This window comes from Streptomyces sp. NPDC025793 (assembly GCF_055558375.1).
Genome location: NZ_JBVHMR010000002.1, coordinates 1 through 19,271, shown reverse-complemented (window position 1 = coordinate 19,271; position 19,271 = coordinate 1). Strand labels below are relative to the sequence as shown.

The 19,271-nt window shown below is 74.0% G+C and carries 11 protein-coding genes; 6 read left to right on the top strand and 5 right to left on the bottom strand.

What is annotated here, in order from left to right:
* Nucleotides 1-521: 521 nt before the first annotated feature.
* Together lhgO and ACZ4MF_RS03800 are read right to left on the bottom strand one after the other, a co-directional pair.
* The gene (lhgO, locus tag ACZ4MF_RS03805; protein WP_467489512.1) at nt 522-1,742 is read right to left on the bottom strand and encodes an L-2-hydroxyglutarate oxidase; all 1,221 of its coding nucleotides are present in this window, start codon (nt 1,740-1,742) and stop codon (nt 522-524) included.
* 69 nt (nt 1,743-1,811) lie between these two features.
* Nucleotides 1,812-3,236 carry an MFS transporter gene (locus tag ACZ4MF_RS03800; RefSeq protein WP_356029956.1) on the bottom strand — a complete coding sequence of 475 codons (1,425 nt, stop codon included), beginning with the start codon at nt 3,234-3,236 and terminating at the stop codon, nt 1,812-1,814.
* A gap of 689 nt (nt 3,237-3,925) precedes the next feature.
* Between ACZ4MF_RS03800 and ACZ4MF_RS03795 the strand changes: the two genes are divergently transcribed.
* On the top strand, nt 3,926-6,001 hold the full coding sequence (locus tag ACZ4MF_RS03795; protein WP_467489510.1) for an asparagine synthase-related protein: 2,076 nt from the start codon (nt 3,926-3,928) through the stop codon (nt 5,999-6,001).
* A 177-nt stretch (nt 6,002-6,178) separates the two neighbouring features.
* Nucleotides 6,179-9,502, top strand: coding sequence for an ATP-binding protein (locus ACZ4MF_RS03790; protein ID WP_467489508.1), 3,324 nt, complete (start codon nt 6,179-6,181; stop codon nt 9,500-9,502).
* 26 nt (nt 9,503-9,528) lie between these two features.
* On the opposite strand, the gene ACZ4MF_RS03785 is transcribed toward ACZ4MF_RS03790, so the two are convergent.
* Nucleotides 9,529-11,451, bottom strand: a complete 1,923-nt coding sequence (locus ACZ4MF_RS03785; RefSeq protein ID WP_467489506.1) for a sigma-70 family RNA polymerase sigma factor — start codon at nt 11,449-11,451, stop codon at nt 9,529-9,531.
* A gap of 217 nt (nt 11,452-11,668) precedes the next feature.
* Nucleotides 11,669-12,445, bottom strand: coding sequence for a TetR/AcrR family transcriptional regulator (locus ACZ4MF_RS03780; protein ID WP_467489504.1), 777 nt, complete (start codon nt 12,443-12,445; stop codon nt 11,669-11,671).
* Between the two features lie 378 nt (nt 12,446-12,823).
* Between ACZ4MF_RS03780 and ACZ4MF_RS03775 the strand changes: the two genes are divergently transcribed.
* The 3 genes from ACZ4MF_RS03775 (at nt 12,824) to ACZ4MF_RS03765 (ending at nt 16,855) form a co-directional block, all read left to right on the top strand.
* A complete protein-coding gene (locus tag ACZ4MF_RS03775) occupies nt 12,824-14,203 on the top strand; it encodes an NAD(P)/FAD-dependent oxidoreductase (protein WP_467489502.1) in 1,380 nt (459 codons plus the stop codon).
* 159 nt (nt 14,204-14,362) lie between these two features.
* Entirely contained in the window at nt 14,363-16,033 is a 1,671-nt protein-coding gene (locus tag ACZ4MF_RS03770) for an ATP-binding SpoIIE family protein phosphatase (RefSeq protein WP_467489500.1), read from the top strand.
* A gap of 3 nt (nt 16,034-16,036) precedes the next feature.
* The gene (locus ACZ4MF_RS03765) at nt 16,037-16,855 is read left to right on the top strand and encodes a class I SAM-dependent methyltransferase (RefSeq protein WP_467489498.1); all 819 of its coding nucleotides are present in this window, start codon (nt 16,037-16,039) and stop codon (nt 16,853-16,855) included.
* Between the two features lie 65 nt (nt 16,856-16,920).
* On the opposite strand, the gene ACZ4MF_RS03760 is transcribed toward ACZ4MF_RS03765, so the two are convergent.
* A complete protein-coding gene (locus tag ACZ4MF_RS03760) occupies nt 16,921-18,210 on the bottom strand; it encodes an MFS transporter (protein ID WP_467490635.1) in 1,290 nt (429 codons plus the stop codon).
* Between the two features lie 125 nt (nt 18,211-18,335).
* Between ACZ4MF_RS03760 and ACZ4MF_RS03755 the strand changes: the two genes are divergently transcribed.
* Nucleotides 18,336-18,884 (top strand): MarR family winged helix-turn-helix transcriptional regulator, encoded by a 549-nt coding sequence (locus tag ACZ4MF_RS03755; protein ID WP_467489496.1) that lies wholly within the window; start codon nt 18,336-18,338, stop codon nt 18,882-18,884.
* Nucleotides 18,885-19,271 lie beyond the last annotated feature (387 nt).

The following is a 19,271-nucleotide window of genomic DNA, read 5'->3' as shown; positions in this document are numbered from 1 at the left end:
CCCGGCCGATGGGCAGGGAGGCGGGTGGCCGCGGGGGAGGGTGCGTTCGGTGTGTGCGTGGCTCTCGTGTTTCCCGGTTGAGGTGGCCGTCTGGGGTGGTCGGTCCTCGGGGCGCCTTCGGCTCCCCGCCCTGCCAGGGGTTTGCTCAGCCGGCCGTGCCGAGTATGTCCAGCACGCGGCGTCCCACTTCCCGGCCGATGGGCAGGGAGGCGGTGGCCGCGGGGGAGGGTGCGTTCGGTGTGTGCGTGGCTCTCGTGTTTCCCGGTTGAGGTGGCCGTCTGGGGCGGTCGGTCCTCGGGGCGCCTTCGGCTCCCCGCCCTGCCAGGGGTTTGCTCAGCCGACCGTGCCGAGTATGTCCAGCACGCGGCGTCCCACTTCCCGGCCGATGGGCAGGGAGGCGGTGGCCGCGGGGGAGGGTGCGTTCGGTGTGTGCGTGGCTCTCGTGTTTCCCGGTTGAGGTGGCCGTCTGGGGCGGTCGGTCCTCGGGGCGCCTTCGGCTCCCCGCCCTGCCAGGGGTTTGCTCAGCCGACCGTGCCGAGTATGTCCAGCACGCGGCGTCCCACTTCCCGGCCGATGGGCAGGGAGGCGGTGGCCGCGGGGGAGGGTGCGTTCAGTACGTGGACGGCCCTCGCGCCCTCGCGGATGAGGAAGTCGTCGACGAGCGTCCCGTCCCGCAGCACCGCCTGCGCCCGCACCCCGGCCGGTGCGCGCACCAGGTCCGCGGGCTCTGCCCCGGGCAGCAGTCTGCGCACGGCATCCAGGAACGCTCCCTTGGACAGCGACCGCCGCAGCTCCCCGGCGCCGTATCTCCAGTGCTGCCGGGCGATCGCCCACGATCCCGGCCAGGCCACGGTGCCGGCCAGCTCCCGGGGCCGCACGACTCCCCAGCCGTATCCCTCCCGGGCCAGCGCCGGCACCGCGTTGGGCCCGATGTGCACGCCGCCGTCGATGCCCCGGGTCAGATGCACGCCGAGGAACGGGAACGCCGGGTCCGGCACCGGGTACACGAGGCCGCGCACCAGCTCGGGGCGCGCCAGCTCGTAGTACTCCCCGCGGAACGGCACGATCCGCACCTCGGGCTCGTCCCCGGTCAGCCGGGCCAGCTCGTCGCATTGCAGCCCGGCGCAGTTCACCAGCACACGCGCCCGTACGACGTCACCGGCCGCCGTGAGCACGGCCACGCCCCGCTCCGGGCGCCGGTCCACCCGCACGACCCGGGCGCCGTAGCGGATCTCGGCCCCCGAGGCATGGGCGAGCTGCCGGGCGACGCCGACGTAGTCGCAGACGCCTGTCGTACCGACGTGTATGGCGGCGAGTCCGCGCACCTCTGGCTCGTACTCGGTGATCTGCGTGGGGCCCAGCTCGCGGACGGGGATGCCGTTCTCCCGGCCGCGCTGCACGAGCGCGTGCAGCCGCGGCAGCTCCTCGCGCTCGGTGGCGACGATCAGCTTGCCGGTGACGGCGTGCGCGATGCCGTACTCGGCGCAGAACTTCACCATCTCGGCCGCGCCCCGCACCGCGTACCGCGCCTTGAGGGAGCCCGGGCGGTAGTAGATCCCGCTGTGGATCACCCCGCTGTTGCGGCCCGTCTGGTGCCGGGCCGGGCCCGGCTCCTTCTCCAGCACGGTGACCCGCGTCCCCGGCGCGGCCCGCGTGATCGCATACGCGGTCGAGAGCCCGACGATCCCCCCGCCGACCACGAGCACATCACAGTCGTACGCACCGACCGGCACCTGCACCACCTCCCACCTCGATAGTGCACTGCGCCACTGACAATGCCTTCAAACGCGGCAGGTGTCCGATGTCACGGCTCAGGCGGGCGCCATCAGCAGGGGCCGGGCCCTCTCCCGCAGCTCCACCACCCGCGGCTCGTCCCCGTAGGGCTCCAGCCGGTGCAGCAGATCCTTCACGTACTCGGTCGTCCGGGCCGAGGAGATCCGCCCGGCCACCTCCACGGCCCGCACGCCCTGCTCGCACGCCGCGTCGAGGTTCCCGGACTCCAGCTCGGCGACGGCCGACACCACCAGCCGCAGCCCGTGCGAGCGCACGAACTCCTCCGTCGGCTTCGACAGGGCCTGTTCCGTGAACCGCCGCACCTGCCGAGGCGCCTTCAGATCGCGGTAGCACTCGGCGGCGTCGGCGGCAAAGCGGTCATAGCCGTAAAAACCGAGCCAGGACGGGTCGTTGTCGCCCTCGCGGGACCGCTCCAGCCATCCCTCCGCCGCCTTCAGTGCCGCCCCCGCGGCCTGCGCGTCCCCCGCGCGCGCGTGGGCTCGCGCCTCGACCAGCCGGAAGAAGCTCATCGTCCGCGCGGTCGCCAGCCCCCGGTTGCGCTCCAGGGCGGCCTGCGCCAGGTCGACGCCCTCGTCGCCGAAGCCGCGGTAGGTCGCCTGCAGTGACATGGAGGCGAGGACGTAGCCCCCGAGGGGGACGTCCGCCGCCGCGCGGGCGAGGCGCAGCGCCTGGATGTAGTACCGCTGCGCGGCCTCCTGCTGGCCGGTGTCGAAGGCCATCCACCCGGCGAGGCGGGTCAGTTCGGCGGAGGCGCCGAACAGGGCGCGGCCCACTTCGTCGGAGTAGGCGCCGAGCAGCAGCGGCGCCGCCTCCACCCGCAGGCACTCCGGCACCATCGACGAACGCCAGTCACCGCCGCCGTACTTGGAGTCCCAACGTCGGGCGTCCTCGGCGGCCTCCCGCAGCTTGCGCACATCGCTGTGGCCGACTTTGATCGGTGCGCCGGAGCCCTCGACGGAGCCCGCCTCGCGTGCGACCGAGGTGTCGGCGGGGGTTATCAGCCATCGTGAGGCAGGCGTTGCGTATGCGCTCACTGCGAACGATCCGGCGAGCGACTGCCAGATGCCGCCGGTGCCGGCCCGGCGGCCGGCGAGGTCGAGGCGGTACAGCTCCGTCGCCGACTTCACCGCCTGTGCCACGTCCCGGGGGAAGGCGAGGCCGACTTCGGGAGCGGGATCCGCGTCCGCCAGGCCGATCTCGTGGAGCGGCACCGGACGGCCGAGCTTCTGCCCGATGGCGGCCGCGATGAGGTGCGGCGCGGCGCCCTGCGGCACCATGCCCTTCGACACCCAGCGCGCCACCGAGGTCTTGTCGTAGCGAAGAGTCAACCCGCGTTGGGCGCCAAGGTCGTTGACGCGTCGTGCGAGTCCTGCGTTGCTGATTCCCGCGAGGGCGAGAACGGCGCCGAGCTTTTCGTTCGGCCCGCGTTGCTCCCTGGACATGCGCCACCCCTCGACACAGACGGCTGCCGCGCTGGCATAACCACGCGGCATTCGTAAACCCAGCGTAGTTCGCCGCATCCCAAGCGTTAAGGGGCATTGTTCCGGATGGCGGGATTGTGGTCCGTACGGAAGCGCCGCCCTGCACGCACTGTGCACGGTCTGTCGCCGCGTGCCCCCGCGCGTGTGGCCGTGCGCCCGTCCGTGCGCTCTTCTCCGGCCATCGGGGGAGCGGTTCCATGGCTCTTGCGTGGGTCGGCCCGCTGTACTGGATCCAGTGGGCTGGGGGACACCGCCACCTTCATCCCCGCGGGTGGCGGACCGGTCCGGGAGGCGATGCCCGCCTCCCGGACTGTGCGCGTGCCCGCACCGCCGCCCGTTTCGCGCGCCTGTACGGAGCGTGCTCAACTCGGGCTTCGCTCTCCGTATTTGGCTGAAAATCGCCCCGGCCCGTCGCGGTGGATTCCTGCTCCGACCATGCAACTTGAGGGCGTGAAGGGCGTCTTGGGGGAGCGTACAGGGGGCGCATTCGAGTCGAGCTCACCACCCCCCTTCCTCGCCCCGCCCGCGAACTCCGCGCGCGTTTCCCTCGATCGAAGCCGGTGCCGCCGCCCCTCCACAGCGCGTCCTTCATGGCAGCATGGGGACCGGTTCGTACGGTGCACTGTTGTCCACAGCCTGTGGAGGCGTCGATGCGGTGGTTGGTGGGTTGGAGCAGCACCGCCGCGGGCATCGCCGGAATCGGCTCCGCGGGTGCCACCGGTTACGACGGCGAGACCCTGCACCCCGTCGGCTCCCACCTCCTGTGGGGCGACCCGGATCCGCTGTGGGCCGTCGGCGACTGGCGCCCGGACGAGGTGCGCGTGGTCAAGGCCGACGCGGACAACCGCATCGCCGTCCTCGGCATCTGCGGCGCCTCCGACGAGGAGCTGCGGCGCGCCCTGTTCACCGCGCGCGGGGGCGCACTCCGGCATCTGACCGCCTGGCCCGGCAGCTACACGGCCGTCGTCCAGGTCGGCCGGCGCATCACCGTCTGCGGCGACCTCGCGGGCGCGCGCCCGGTCTTCCACACCCCCTGGGCCGGCGGCACCGCCTACGCCACCGCCGCGCTGCCCCTCGCCGACCTCATCGAGGCCAACCTCGACTTCGGCCACCTCGCCGCCCTGCTCGCCGCCCCCGACGTACCGGCCGCACTGCGCGACACCACCCCGTACGAGGGCGTACGCCGTGTTCCGCCGGGGCACGCACTCGTGCTGCGCGCGGGAGCACGCGAGATCGCCGGGTACGAGCACGTCGCCTCGCTCGCCGTGGCCACGCCCGCCGCCGACCCCGACCACGCCGTGGACGCCGTACGCGACGCCCTCGTCGAGGCGGTGCGCGTGCGTCTGGCGGCACCGCGGCACGTGCCCGACCTCGATCCCGGGCCGGTGCCCGGCATGGGCCCGGCCGAGCGGCGGGCCCGGCGCGGGATGCCCGTGCCCGGCATCGGCGCCGACCTCTCCGGCGGCCCGGCCTCCGGCACCCTCGCCCTGCTGGCCGCCGGGCTGCCCGGCCGCCCCGGCACACTGCTCGGACACGGCACCGGCGCCGGCGAACGGCTCCTCGCCGTCACCTTCAACGACCTGGCCGTCGGCGGCCGCGAGGCCGAGGTGGAACGCGCCGGGGCCCTCGCGGCGAACCCCCGCCTGCACCACGTGGTGGTCACCGGCGCCGAGGAGACCCTGCCGTACGCCGATCTCGACGGCCCCCTCACCGACGAACCGGGGCCCGCCCTGGTCACCGCCGCCCGGCACCGAGCCCGCCTGGCCTCCGGCAGCGCCGACCACGTCACCGGACACGGCGCCCGGCAGGTCATCGACGCCCACCCCGCCCGCCTCGCCGACCTCCTCATGGACCGCAAGCGGCGCCATCTGGTCCGCCCGGTCGCCGCGCTTGCCCGGGCCGACGGCTCGGTGATGGTCCCCGCGCGCGTGTACGGCGCGGCCCGGCGCCTCGCCCGCACGCCCTACCGGGCCGGGCTGGAGGCGCTGGCGGAGCGGCTGATGCGGCGCCGCTTCGACGAGCCCAAGGGGGCGGTCGGCGCGTCACTCGCCGCGCTGACCTGGGCCAGACCGGGGCCGGCCGCCCGTTGGCTGACGGGGGAGGCGCTGGCCGAAGTATCGGTTCTGCTCCAGGCCGAGGCGGACCGCTCCGGAACCGGCGCGCTGCGCCCCGGCGAACACCGCGCGCGTGCCGCGCTCGCCCGCGGCGCCGCCGACCTGCGCGTCCTGGAACAGGCCGCCGAGATCCGCTCCCAGCGCCTGCACGCGCCCTTCCTCGACAACCAGGTGGTCCGCGCCTGCCGCGCCCTCCCCGAGGCCCTGCGCGTCCAGCCGGGCGCACGCGCCTCGATCCTGCGCACCGTCCTGGAGGGCGCCGGCGTCACCGACCTCCCGCCCGGCTGGGGCGCCCCCTCCCACGCCTCCTCGGCGGCGGCCGCCCGCGCGGGCCTGCGCATGGCGGCCGACCCTCTGCTCGACCTCTTCGCGACGCCGCTCCTGGCCGACGCCGGACTGGTGGAGGCCCGCGTGGTCCGCGAGGCCCTCCAGTCGGCAGCGGCAGGCGCCGCGCTCCCCCTGGACGGCCTGGCCGACCTGATCTCCCTGGAACTCTGGCTCCGCCGTCTGCTGTCGCGCCGAGGCACCTGCTGGACGGGAACACCGGCACGCGCGCGTGCGGTGCCCTCCGGGATCCAGCCGAGAAGGGGCGCTTTGGCCTCCGGCGCCTGAGCAGCGGGGCCGGGGTGGTCCTGCCGTACGCCGCCTGCGACCCGGTGGGGGACCGTTCGCGCAGTTCCCCGCGCCCCTGGGGCAGTCGCGGGGCAGGGAGTCGATCCGTGCCGCGCGCGAAACCCCCGTGCCCCGTGCCCCGTGCCCCGTGCCCCCCGACCCCGCGACAATGGCCCGATGCGGTACAGAATCCTGGGCGTAACCCAAGCAGAGGACGACCAGGGCACCCCCGTACCCCTCGGCGGCCGGCGTCTGCGCACGCTGCTCGCCGCCCTCGCGCTGCGCCCCGCCCGCACCGCCACCGCCGAGACCCTGATCGACGAGATCTGGGCGGACGACCCGCCCCAGGACGCCCCCGCCGCCCTCCAGGCGCTCGTCGGCCGCCTCCGCCGCGCCGTCGGCCGCCACACCGTCGTCTCCACCCCGGGCGGCTACCGCCTCGAAGCCACCGAGGACGACATCGACCTGCACGTCTTCGCCCGCCTGACCCGTACCGGCACCCAGGCCCTCGGCGCGGGCGACCCGGCCACCGCCCACCGCACCCTCACCGAGGCCCTCGCCCTCTGGCACGGCCCCGCGCTCGCCGACCTCCCCGACCGCACCGCGGCCACCCGTCCCGAGGCCCTGCGCCTGGAGGCGACCCGCGCCCGGGCCGCCGCCGCCCTCGACCTGGGCCGCGCCCCCGACGTCGTACCGGAACTGCGGGAGCTGACCACGGCCCACCCCCTCGACGAGCCCCTGCACGCCCTCCTCGTCCGCGCCCTGCGCGACACGGGCCGCCCCGCCGACGCCCTCGCCGCCTACGAGTCCGCCCGCCGCGCCCTGGCCGACACCCTCGGCACCGACCCGGGCCCCGAACTCAGGTCCCTGCACGCCTCGTTGCTCGAACAGCCGGAGACACCACCGGCCTCAGCGGTGCCGACCGATCCTGCCCGGCCCCCTGAGCGCACCGGCAATCTGCGCCCCCGTCTGACGTCCTTCGTCGGGCGGGAACCAGAACTCGCGGCCATTCGTTCCGACATGCACAGGGCCCGCCTGGTCACGCTCACCGGACCGGGCGGTTCGGGAAAGACCCGCCTCGCCGAGGAGGCCGCCGCAGGGCTGCCGCAGGCATGGCTGGTCGAGCTGGCCCCGCTCGACCACCCCGAGGCGGTCCCCGGCGCGGTGGTCAGCGCCCTCGGTCTGCGCGAGACCGTGCTGCTGACCAACGAGCTGACGACCCCGCAGGCCGACCCTGTCGCCCTGCTGATCGAGCACTGCGCGCAGCGCAGCCGACTCCTGATCCTTGACAACTGCGAGCATGTCATCGGTGCGGCGGCGGACCTCGCCGAGACCCTCCTCACCCACTGCCCCGGGCTCACGATCCTCGCGACCAGCCGTGAACCCCTGGGCGTCCCCGGCGAGTCGGTGCGCCCGGTCGAGCCCCTCGTCCCGGAGCAGGCGCACCGCCTCTTCGCCGAGCGCGCGAAGGCCGTCCGTCCCGACGCCGACGCGGCGCTCGCCGACACCGGGGCCGTGGCGGAGATCTGCCGCCGCCTGGACGGGCTGCCGCTCGCCATCGAGCTGGCCGCGGCCCGGCTGCGGCTGCTGTCCCCGCGGCAGATCGCCGACCGGCTCGACGACCGCTTCCGCCTGCTCACCTCCGGAAGCCGTACGGTCCTGCCCCGCCAGCAGACCCTCCGCGCGGTCGTCGACTGGTCGTGGGACCTGCTGGACGAGCGCGAACGCACGCTGCTGCGCGAGGTGTCCGTGTTCGCCGGTGGCTGGGACCTCACGGCGGCCGAGGCGGTGTGCTCGGGCCCGGCGGCCGACCTGACGGGCGCCCTCGTGGACAAGTCCCTCGTCGTGGCCACGCCCACCGGCTCCGACGGCTCCGGTGCCATGCGCTACCGCATGCTGGAGACCATCCACGAGTACGCCACCGAGCGCGCCGCCGAGGTCCCCGGCCTGCGCGCGGCCGCCGAGCGCCGGCACCGCGCGTGGGTGCGCGCGCTGGTCGAGGAGGCCGACCCGCTGCTGCGCTCGGCGGCCCAACTGCCGTGGATCTCCCGTCTGGAGACCGAGCTGGACAACGTCCGGGCGGCCCTGGACCGCGCGGTGCGCGTCGGCGACGAGGCGGAGGCGGGCGCGATCGCCCTCGCCATGGGCTGGTTCTGGTGGCTGCGCAACCACCGCCAGGAGGCGGTCGCCCGGATCCACCTGGTCCTGCGCCTGGGCGTGGCCCTGGACACCCTCGCGGCGCCCGGCGTGTCCGACGCCCCGGGCACCGGCGGCGCACTGGCCGCGCTCGCGGAGGCGGCCGACCCGGTCGGGGCGTTCCTCGCCGCCCCGGACGGCGAGGCCGGGCATCCGCTGCGCGAGCTGCGGTCGGACCTGCGGATGCTCTTCCTGTTCCTGACCTCCGAGTCCGGTGCGGGGCTCCACCTCGCGGCGGACCCACGCGCCCCGCAGTACGTCGCGCGCGTACGGGCCGCCTACGAGCACGGCGGCCCCCAGGCGGCCCGGCTCCCCGGCATCGTCTGGCCGCTGACCGCCTACTACCTGGGCGGCCCGGCGGACGTCGGCCCGGACATGGCCGCCGCCGTCGCCAACTGCCGCAGATACGGCGGCGACTGGGAGATCGGCGTCGCCCTGATGTACCGCACCCACGTGACCGTCGACTCCCCGGGCAACCTGCGCGGCGTGGACGAGGACCTGGCCGAGCTGCGCACGCTCAGCCGGCGTGTCGGGGACCGCTGGATGCGGGCCCAGGTGTGCAGCGCGGCGGGCGAGGCGGCCATGGCGCGCGGCCGGTTCGAGGAGGCCCGCGGCGAGTACGAGGAGGCGCTGCGCCTCGCCCACGAGGTGGGCGCCCACGCCGAGGCGCCGTTCCTGATGGCGCGGCTCGCCGAGATCGCCTACCGCTCGGGCGACCCGAAGACCGCGCTGACCGCCCTGGAGGAGGCGGAAGCGGCCGCCGACCGGTACACGGTGCGCGAGCCGAAGGCCTTCGTGCTGCTGCTGCGGGCCCAGATCGCCCTGCGCGAGGGGCAGACGGCCTGCGGCCGCGTGCTGTACGAGGCGAGCTGTGAGGCGGCGCGCGGAGGCACCCCGCCACCGCAGTTCGCGGCGGGGCTGCGGATGGTCGAGGCGCTCGTCGTCGCCGCCGAGTCGGGCCCCGCGCACGGGCTGCCGATCCTCGCCGAGGCGCTGCGCGAGGCCGTGGCCCAGCGGTGCGCCGAGGCGATCACGGCGGGCCTGGTCGACACCGCCGCCGGTCTGCTGGCCCGGCACGGCGATCTGCCGCGCGCGATCCGGCTGTACGCCGCCGCGGACCACTGGCGCGCCGGCACCCGGCGCCCCGAGCCGGAGCACATCGAGGCCGCCCGGGTGCACGCCGGCGCCCGCGCGGCCCTGCCCGCCGACCGCTACGCGGCAGAGCGCACCCTGGGCGCGTCCCTCGGCGTGGCCGAGGTGCTGCGCGAACTGACCACCGCGGAGCCGCCGGTCGAGAGCCGCTGAGGACCACGACCGGCGGGCGGGCACGGCTACCGGCAGGTGAACCGGGACTGCGCCCAGTCCGCGAGCGCCGCCTGGTCGAAGACGTTGCTGTGCGGCTCCACGACAAGCCGTACGGTTGCGCGCCCGGTCAGGTCCACATGGACGGGGACCGCCTGGTCACGCCCCTTGACCATGCCGGACCGCCACAGCCGGACCCCGTCGGCGTACACCGAGAACGACACCTTGCCGAGGCCGAGTGTCATGTCGTCCACACCGGCCAGCGCGTCGTACGCGGTGCACTGCCGGTTCAGGGTGATGGTGACGGAGGACTCGCCGTTCACGGTGACCCCGCGCGCGTACCGCACGCCGCCGATCGACATGCCGTAGCGCTGCCACACCCAGCTGCTCTCGCCGAGCCGGATCTCGGGCCGGGTGCCGTCGCCGTCGACGTCGTAGCTCAGCTCGTTCATCTCGTAGACGGTGGGCGCCAGTGGTGGAGTGGGCGTCGGGGTCGGGGTCGGGGGCGGTGTCGGCGTGGGCCTCGGCGAAGGCGTCGGAGTCGGAGTCGGTGTGGGCTTCGGCCTGGGGGCCGGCGTGGGCGTGGGCTTCGGCGTGGGGGTCGGTGTCGGGGTCGGTTCGGCGGCGGGCACGACCGGCGGCGGGGCCGGCGTGTGCCTCGACGGGGTCGGCCGCGGCGCCGGAGACCGTACGGCCGGCGCGGACGGCGCCGGTCTGGCGATCTCCTTGGTCGGCGGGCGGCTGTCGTTGGCCAGGGCCAGCGCCACCGCGGCGGCGGCCACCGCGACGACACCGGCCGCGATCCCCGCCTTCACCGGCGCTCCGAGCCCCTCCGACGCCGCGGCCCCGCCCGCGCCGCCCGCCCCGCCGGACGAGCCGGTGGCCGCGGCGGCGACCCCGGCGGCCCCTGCCGAGGCGCTGCCGGCCACGATGCCGAGCGCCTTGGCGTACCCGGCGGTGGCGAACCAGCCGATGACCGCGACCGGGACGACACCGGGGATGCCGTTCGCGACCTCTTCGATCTGCGCGGCTGCCAGCCGGCACTTGGCGCACTCCTCCAGGTGCTTGCGCAGCCCCCGCTCGGCGCGGATGCGCAGCTTGCGGCGGGCGTAGGTGCCGAGCTGGTCGGCGTAGCGGGCGCACTCCTCGTCACCGGCGAGGGTGGCGCTGACGTGGGCCTGGAGATAGGCCTGCTTCAGCCCCTCGCGCGCGCGGCTGGCGAGCACCCGGGTGCCGTTGGCGTCCAGCCCGAAGAGCACGGCCACCTCGCTCGGGGACTCGTCCTCCACCTCGGTGTGCCACAGCACGGCCTGCCAGCGCTCGGGCAGCGAGCGGAACGCCCGCATGGCCATGGACTGTTCGGCCTCCCGCATGGCGCGCACGTCGGCGCCCGGGTCCAGGCCCGCGCCGAAGGAGCCGATGGACGAAGCGTCGTCCGGCACCTCGGACGCGCGCGAGGCCTGCTGGGCGAAGACGGCGAAGTCGTCGACGAGGTGCTCACGCCGGGCGGACTTGGTCCAGTTCGCGGCGACGCGTCGTACGGAGGTGAGCAGATAGGCCCGTACGGCGTGCTCGGGCCCGGCCCCGCCGCGCACGGCCTGCAGCATGCGGGCGAAGACTTCGGCGGTGAGGTCGTCTGCGGTGTGCTCGTCGCGGCAGCAGGTCCGCGCGTAACGCCGTACGGCATCGGCGTGCCGCCGGTACAGCTCCTCGTACGCGGAGTCGTCGCCCCCGCGCATCCGCTCGATCAGCTCGGCGTCGCCCGGCGGCATCCCCCGGGGCGGCGGCAGCACGCTGCGCTCACGCTGGGCCGGCACGCTCCCGGCGGCGGTGCGACCGCCCCGGCTCGGACCGCCCTGGCTCGGTACCTGGGGCGGGGTCTGCGCGGTGGTCTCCGCAGCCGTCGCGCCCGCGTCGTCACCGCGTGACTCGTCCTGCCCCTCAACGCCCATCGCGGAAAGCCCCCGACGCCGGCCCAGCCCAAACCGTCACCGGCACAGAGTGCCACACTGTCTTTTGTTCAACGACCCCCGTGCACGGCATCCACTCATCCGAGGGGCATGGTCAACCCGACCCCCCTCGAACATCATCCGAACGAGCGAATCCGACGCGCCCGCACCCGCCCGTGAAACCGTCACGGGCGGGTGCGGGCGGCCGAACGCAACCGATCTACGCGGGCCGCGACCGCAGCCCCTCCAGCAGGATGTCCAGCAGCCGCGCCGACGCCGCCGCCTGCTGCGCGGCATCCGGCAGGGACGGCGCCGCCGTGGCGATCACGAGCAGCACGTCCCCGACGGACACGTCCGCCCGCAGCTCGCCCGCGGCCCGGGCCCGGTCGACCAGTCGGCCGACCACGTCGAGCAGTGCGCCGACCCCGCCGTCGTCGGACCCGCCGGCTCCCGTGGACTCCCCGGACACCAGCCGCAGTTCACCGGAGGCCGGCTGCACCCGCTGCTGCGGCACCCGCGGATCCTCGGCGGGGCCTGCGGAAGCGCCCCCCTCGGCCGAACCGGCGAGCACCTGCGGCGGCAGCAGCCGCCCCGCCCCGGACGCCACCGACGTCCGCAGGAAGCGGGACAGCGCCGACCACGGCTCGTCCTCCTGCCCGAGCGCGGTGCGCGCCTGCTCGGTCAGGCGCGCGGTCTCCTCCTCGGCTATCCGCCGGACCAGTACGTCCTTGCTGGGAAAGCGCCGGTACACCGTGCCGACACCGACCCGCGCGCGCCGCGCCACGTCCTCCATCGGCGCGCCGTAGCCCAGCTCGCCGAAGACCTCGCGCGCCGCACGCAGCACGTGCTCCAGATTGCGCTGTGCGTCCACGCGCAGCGGTGTCGTACGCGACGCGTCCGCGCGTCCGTTGCCCACCGCGGCGCTCACCGCCCCGCCGCCGGGTGCGACGACGGCTGCGGTTGCCGATGACCAATGATGCGTGTCCTGAACATGCATGTTTTTCCCCCGGTAAATGACGTCTCCCCCCGGAGACTCCCCGTCACTGCATCCGGAGTGCGCGGAACCCACTTCGATCTCGACCGGGTCCGCCCGTCGCGAGCCCCGTTCGAGCACATTCCCTACACCCCGTCGACACACGAACATAGTTGAGAGGGAGTCAATTCAGAAGGGGCAGGTTCCGCACGCCGCTCCCCCCGATCGGAGTACGCGTCATATCCGTCCCGATTCCCCACCTTCGCACACTGTGACCCGCCCCCGCTGACCTGCCCCCTTTCGTCCATCCCGGCGACCGCCCCCGGCCCACCGCACACGCGCCCGCCGGTCACACAAATTGCCGGGACTGTGGACAAACAACAGCGCCGGGTGCGTCATGGGATGGTGAAGGAACGTGCGCGCATTCTGGTTGTCGGCGGTGGCTACGTCGGGATGTACACGGCCCTGCGCCTCCAGCAGAAGCTGAAGGCCGAGCTCAGGCGCGGTGAGGTCGAGATCACCGTCGTCACGCCCGATCCCTACATGACGTACCAGCCCTTCCTCCCCGAAGCGGCCGCCGGTTCGATTTCCCCTCGCCATGTCGTCGTACCGCTGCGCCGCGTCCTGCGCCAGTGCCACGTCGTCGTCGGCGAGGTGATCTCCGTCGACCACACGATGCGCACCGCCGCCGTCTCCACGCCCGCCACCACCGAGGAGGGCACGGCGGCCGATCTCCTCGGGTACGACGAGATCGTCCTCGCCCCCGGTTCCGTCTCCCGCACGCTGCCCGTGCCCGGCCTCGCCGAGTACGGCATCGGCTTCAAGACCGTCGAAGAGGCCATCGGCCTGCGCAACCACGTCCTCGAACAGCTGGACATCGCCTCCTCCACCCGCGACCCCGCGATCCGCGACGCCGCCCTGACCTTCGTCTTCGTCGGCGGCGGCTACGCCGGCGTCGAGGCGCTCGCCGAACTGGAGGACATGGCCCGCTACGCCGTGCGCTACTACCACAACGTCCGCCCCGAGGACATGAGATGGATCCTCGTGGAGGCCTCCGACCGCATCCTCCCCGAGGTCGGCGCCGAGCTGGGCCGCTACACCGTCACCCAGCTGCGCCGCCGCAACATCCAGGTGCTGCTCGAAACCCGCCTGGACTCCTGCGCCGACCGCGTCGCCGTCCTCAGCGACGGCCAGCGCTTCCCGACCCGTACGGTCGTGTGGACCGCCGGCGTCAAACCGCACCCCGTGCTCGCCGCCACCGACCTGCCGCTGACCGCACGCGGCCACCTGAAGTGCACGGCCGAGCTGACCGTGGACGGCGCGGCACACGCCTGGGGCGCCGGCGACGCGGCGGCCGTCCCCGACGTCACCGCCGCCGAACCCGGCACCGACACCGCCCCGGGCGCCCAGCACGCCGTCCGCCAGGCCCGCGTCCTCGGCGACAACATCGCCCACGCGCTGCGCGGCGAGCCCCTGGAGACGTACGCGCACCGGTACGTCGGCTCGGTGGCCTCCCTCGGCTTCCACAAGGGCGTCGCCCAGGTCTACGGGCGCAGGCTGAAGGGCTACCCTGCCTGGTTCATGCACCGCGTCTACCACCTCAGCAGGGTGCCCACCTTCAACCGAAAGGCCCGCGTGCTGGCGGAATGGACCCTCGCAGGGCTCTTCAAACGGGAGATCGTCTCGCTCGGTTCGCTCGAACATCCCCGAGCGGAGTTCGAACTCGCGGCCGGTGGAAAGCCTCCTCACAACCCCTCGGACGACCCGTTGGGGTCGTCCTGACCGGACCCAGGAACTCCACGGCCCGCTCCGGCGTCTGACGGATGTCGCCGCGGCCCGCCCCCGCAAGACCCTGCGCTCCCGACAAGACCCTGCCAGACTGCCCCACGTCCGCGGACGGGTCACCCGCCCGCCCACAGCACCCACGAGGCTCTTCCCACAGTGAACTTCACGCGCTGGAGCGCCCGGCTCCCCGGAACGCAGCGCCGCGCCGCAGCGCGGACCGAGACCCCGGTCCCCCCGGACCGGCGGGGAGAAGGCTCGGTGCCCGCGGCCCGCGCCGAGCAGCCGGCCGACGGCACGCCCCCGGTGCCCGCCGTCGACGAACTGCCCGCGCGCGACGTCCTCGACCGCGTCCCGGCCCTCGTCGCGCTCGTGCACGGCCCGGACCACCGCCTCGCGTACGTCAACGGCGCGTACACCGCGGCCTTCGGCGCACGACCGGCGGGCGCGCCCGCGCGGGAGGCGCTGCCGGAGCTGGCCGAGCTGGGCCTGCTCCCGCTCCTCGACCAGGTGCTGCGCAGCGGCAAGCCCCGCACCCTGAAGTCCCGCAAGGCCGTCGACGGCCGGTCGTACACCTTCACGTGCACCCCCGTCGCCGAGGACGGCGACCGCGACGGCGGCGTGCTGGTCTTCGCCACCGACGTCACCGACCACGCCGAGGCCGCCGAACGCCTGCGGGCCAGCGAACGCCGCCAGCGCGAGACCGCCGTCACCCTCCAGCGCTCCCTGCTCCCACAGGAACTGGAACAACCCGACGACCTGCGCATCGCCGCCACCTACCAGCCCGGCGGCACCGAGGCCGCGGTCGGCGGCGACTGGTACGACGTCATCACCCTCGGCGGCGGCCGCACCGCCCTCGTCATCGGCGACGTCATGGGCCGGGGCGTGCGCGCGGCGGCGGTCATGGGCCAACTCAGGACAGCCGTCCGGGCGTACGCCCGCCTCGACCTGCCCCCGCACGAGGTGCTCCAGCTGCTGGACGGCCTGGCCGCCGAGATCGACGCCAACCAGATCGCCACCTGCGCGTACGCCATCCACGACCCCAACGAGGGCCGGCTGGTGTACGCCTCCGCGGGCCACCTACCGATCCTGGTCCGCGACGAGAACGGCTCGGTCTCCCGCGCCGACGAACCCACCGGCCCGCCGCTCGGCACCGGCGGCTGGATGCACGCGTCGGGTTCGATCGCGCTCGGCCCCGGATCGACGGCCGTCCTCTACACGGACGGCCTGGTCGAACGCCGCGACGAGGACCTGGACGAGGGCATCGCGGCACTCGAACGCGCCCTCGCGGGCGCCACCGGCACCCCGCAGGTCGTCTGCGACCGCCTGGTCCGCTCGGCCGGCGTCACCGCCGACCACGACGACGACGTCGCGGTCCTCGTCCTCCAGCACCCGGCCCGTACGGGCCCCGCAGGCGAACTCTTCCGCAACGCGGCCCTGGAACTCCTCGGCGGCGTGGAAGCGGCCCCACGCGCGCGTGCTTTCGCCTCCGGCGTCCTCACCAGCTGGCGCTTCCCTGCCGAACTGCACGACCTCGGCGTCCTCGCCACCAGCGAACTGGTCGCCAACTCCCTCCAGCACGGCACCCCGCCGATGCGCCTGCGCCTGCGCCGCACCGACCGCCGCCTGATCGTCGAGGTCACGGACGGCGACGACCACCTGCCCCGGCGCCGCCGCGCCGAACCGGCCGACGAGTCCGGCCGCGGCATCGCGATCGTCGCGACGATCGCCTCGAACTGGGGCTCGCGCCGCACCCCCGGCGGCGGCAAGGCGGTCTGGTGCGAATTCCTCCTGCCGAAGGGAAAACAGGGGACGCAGGGGAAGCACTGACCCATGGCAGACACGCCCCTGACGGATGTACACCGCGCGAGCCACGGCCCGGAGCAGTACGCCGCCTACAGCGCCCCGATCATGCGCCCCTTCGTGGCCGAGCTGCTGGACGCCGTGGACCTCGCCCCCGGCTCCACCGTCCTCGACCTCGCCTGTGGCACCGGCTTCGCCGCCCACGCGGCCGCCGCCCTCACCGGCCCCACCGGCCGCGTCTGCGGCGCCGACATCGACGAGGGCATGATCCGGGTGGCCCGGGAGCAGCACCCCCGCCTCTACCCCGACATCGACTTCACGGTGGCCCCCGCCGACCACCTTCCCTACGACACCGCCGCCTTCGACGCCGTCGTCTGCCAGCAGGGCACCCAGTTCTTCCCCGACCTCGGCGCCGCCTTCGCCGAGACGGCCCGCGTCACCCGCCCCACCGGCCGCTTCGCCACGACCGCCTGGGCCCCCGTCGACCGCCAGCCCTACTTCCTCGCCCAGCAGCGGGCCCTTGAGGAGTACGGCGGCCCCGACGCGCCGGGCTACTTCGCGCGGGCGTTCGCCCGCACCGCCGACCAGCTCACCGAGGCCCTCCGCACGGCCGGCTACCGCGACACGGCCCACCGCGAGGTCACCTTCGCCATCACCCTGCCCCCGCTGGACACCTACGTCCCCGGCCACCTCACCGCCCTGTGGGGCGGCCTGATCACCCGGGCCGGCGGCGGGCAGGCCCTCACCGCCGCGGGCCGCCTGGTCCTGGACCAGCTCGCGGACCGCACCGCCCCCGACGGCACGGCGACGCTCCCTTTCACCGTGACGCTGGTGACGGCAACCCGCTGACCGGTACGCGCGACGGCCGCCACCCGAAGGCGACGGCCGTCGCGAACCGCTGCGGGACCGCGGAGCTACGCCTCCGCCGCCACGGGTTCTGCCGGCGCCCCGCCGCGCGTGACCACCCGGCTGCCCTGCGCCGACCACGGCCGGTCCTGCACCGTGGTGAGCCGCCGCCCGAGCCGCAGCGCCAGGAAGGTGATCCCGAGCGAGAACAGCAGGAACGTCACGATGTACGGCGCGTGCAGCGAGGCACCCATGGGCCCGCCCACCGCCGGACCGACGGCCAGCGCCAGCTGCTTGACCAGCGCGAACGCAGAGTTGTACTGCCCGGCCATGCCCTCCGGCGCCAGATCGGCGACCAGCGGCGCGACGGTCGGCGACAGCATCGCCTCACCCAGCCCGAACAGCGCGTACGTCGAGACGAACGCGGCCGTGGCCATCTCCTGGCTGCCGTGTCCCAGCCCCGCGTACCCGGCCGCGACCCACGCCACGGCCCAGATCAGGCCGACCCCGGCGATCACGCGCGAGCGCCGACGCCGCTCGACGAACTTCAGCACGGCGAACTGGGCGACCACGATCATCAGCGTGTTCGCGGCCAGGGCGGTCCCCAGCGCGGAGGTGGATATCCCGGCGGCCTCGACGCCGAACGCGCTCAGACCGGACTCGAACTGGCCGTAGCAGGCGAAGAACAGCACGAAGCCGAGCACGCACAGCTGCACCATCGCCCGGTTCCCGAGCAACTGCTTCCAGCCGCCCTTCGCCGACGGCGCGGGCGCGTCCGTCAGCCGCGGCGCGTGCGGCATCCGCACCGTCGCCATCACCACGACCAGCAGCAGGAATATCGCCGCCTCGATCGCGAACAGCAGCGTGAACGAGGACACGCGCGTGGTGTCGACGAGATGGCCGCCGATCAGACCACCGACACCCAGCCCCAGGTTCTGCAGGAAGAACTGCATCGCGAACGCACGCGAGCGCGTGTCCGCCGTCGAGCAGTCCACGATCATCGTCGCCAGCGCCGGCTGCATCACGGCCTGCCCGGCCCCGAGCGCCGCGGCCGACAGCAGTACGGTCGTGGCGTTGCCCGCCAGCCCCAGGCTCAGCGCACCGAGCGCGGCGGTGACCAGGGCGGCGAGCAGGACCGGCAGCGGGCCGCGCCGCACGATCGCCCGGCCGGCGAACGGCAGCACTATCAGCGCGGCCACGGCGAAGACGGCGAGGACGAGCCCCGCCGTCATCGACCCGAGGCCCCGCACCTGCGCCACATAGACGTACAGGTAGGGGACCGTGAAGCCGAGCCCGAAGGCACTGAGTGCGTTACCCACGTGGATCCGGCGCATCGCTGCGCCCATCGCCCTGGTCACGTTCACCTCTCTCACCACTGAGATCCGAAGAAGTTAGATCTGAAGACTTCGAAGCTAAAGTTCGAAGCTAAAGACTACACAATCAAGGACTTCAAGGCAAAGGAGCTGCGTGCGATACTGCGGCCATGGCCGACACCCCCGGCGTCACAGAGCCGACCCTCGAAGAACAGATCGCCGCCTACCAGCGCGAGTTCCAGGACCTCGACCCCCAGGTCGAGAAGATCGTCTCGGCACTGTCCCGGCTCAACCGCCGCATGAACGTCGCGTACGGCCGCCAGACCTCGGCCCTCGGCATCAGCAGCGCCGAGTGGGAGGTCCTCAAGGCCCTCGTCCTCTCCGGAGTGCCCTATCGCATGGGCCCCAGCGACCTCGCCAAGCGCCTCGGCCTCACGCCGGCCGCGATGACCCACCGGATCGACCGTATGGTCGCCGAGGGTCTGGTCACCCGGGAGCGTGACGAGTCGAACCGCGTCCGGGTGATCGTCGAGCTGACCCCTGAGGGCCGCGAGAAGTGGCTGGAGGCCATGCGCCTGGCGACCGTCTTCGAGGAGGACCTGCTCCAGGACCTCACTCCCGCGGAGCGCGCGGTGCTGGGAGAGGTCCTCACCCGTCTGCTGCGCCGGGTGGAGCACGCCCAGCCGGACGCCGGCGGCCGCCTCACCGACCTGGACTGACGGAGCCCCGTCAGGGCCGCGAAAAAGATCTTGACAGCGAGGGTTGACGCTCGCCTGCCGGATCCGTAAAGTTCTCCGGGTTGCCGCCGAGCCGTAACGGTTCTCCGACAACACTCCGCCGCTTCGCGCGGCACCCCTCACACCATCAGCACGATCTCCCGTACGGGTCGATTTCGGCATGCCCGAATTCAATTCGAATGGAAGCCCGGTGCCCCGATTGGGAATCGCCGAGCGGATCCGCTAAGGTTTGAGACGTCGGAACGGCCCAACGGCCGGGAAGACAAACCCCCCTGACTGGGAGTCAGACGCCGAAAGGATCTGATAGAGTCGGAACCGCCGGAAAGGGAAACGCGAAGCGAAAGCGGAGCGGGAACCTGGAAAGCACCG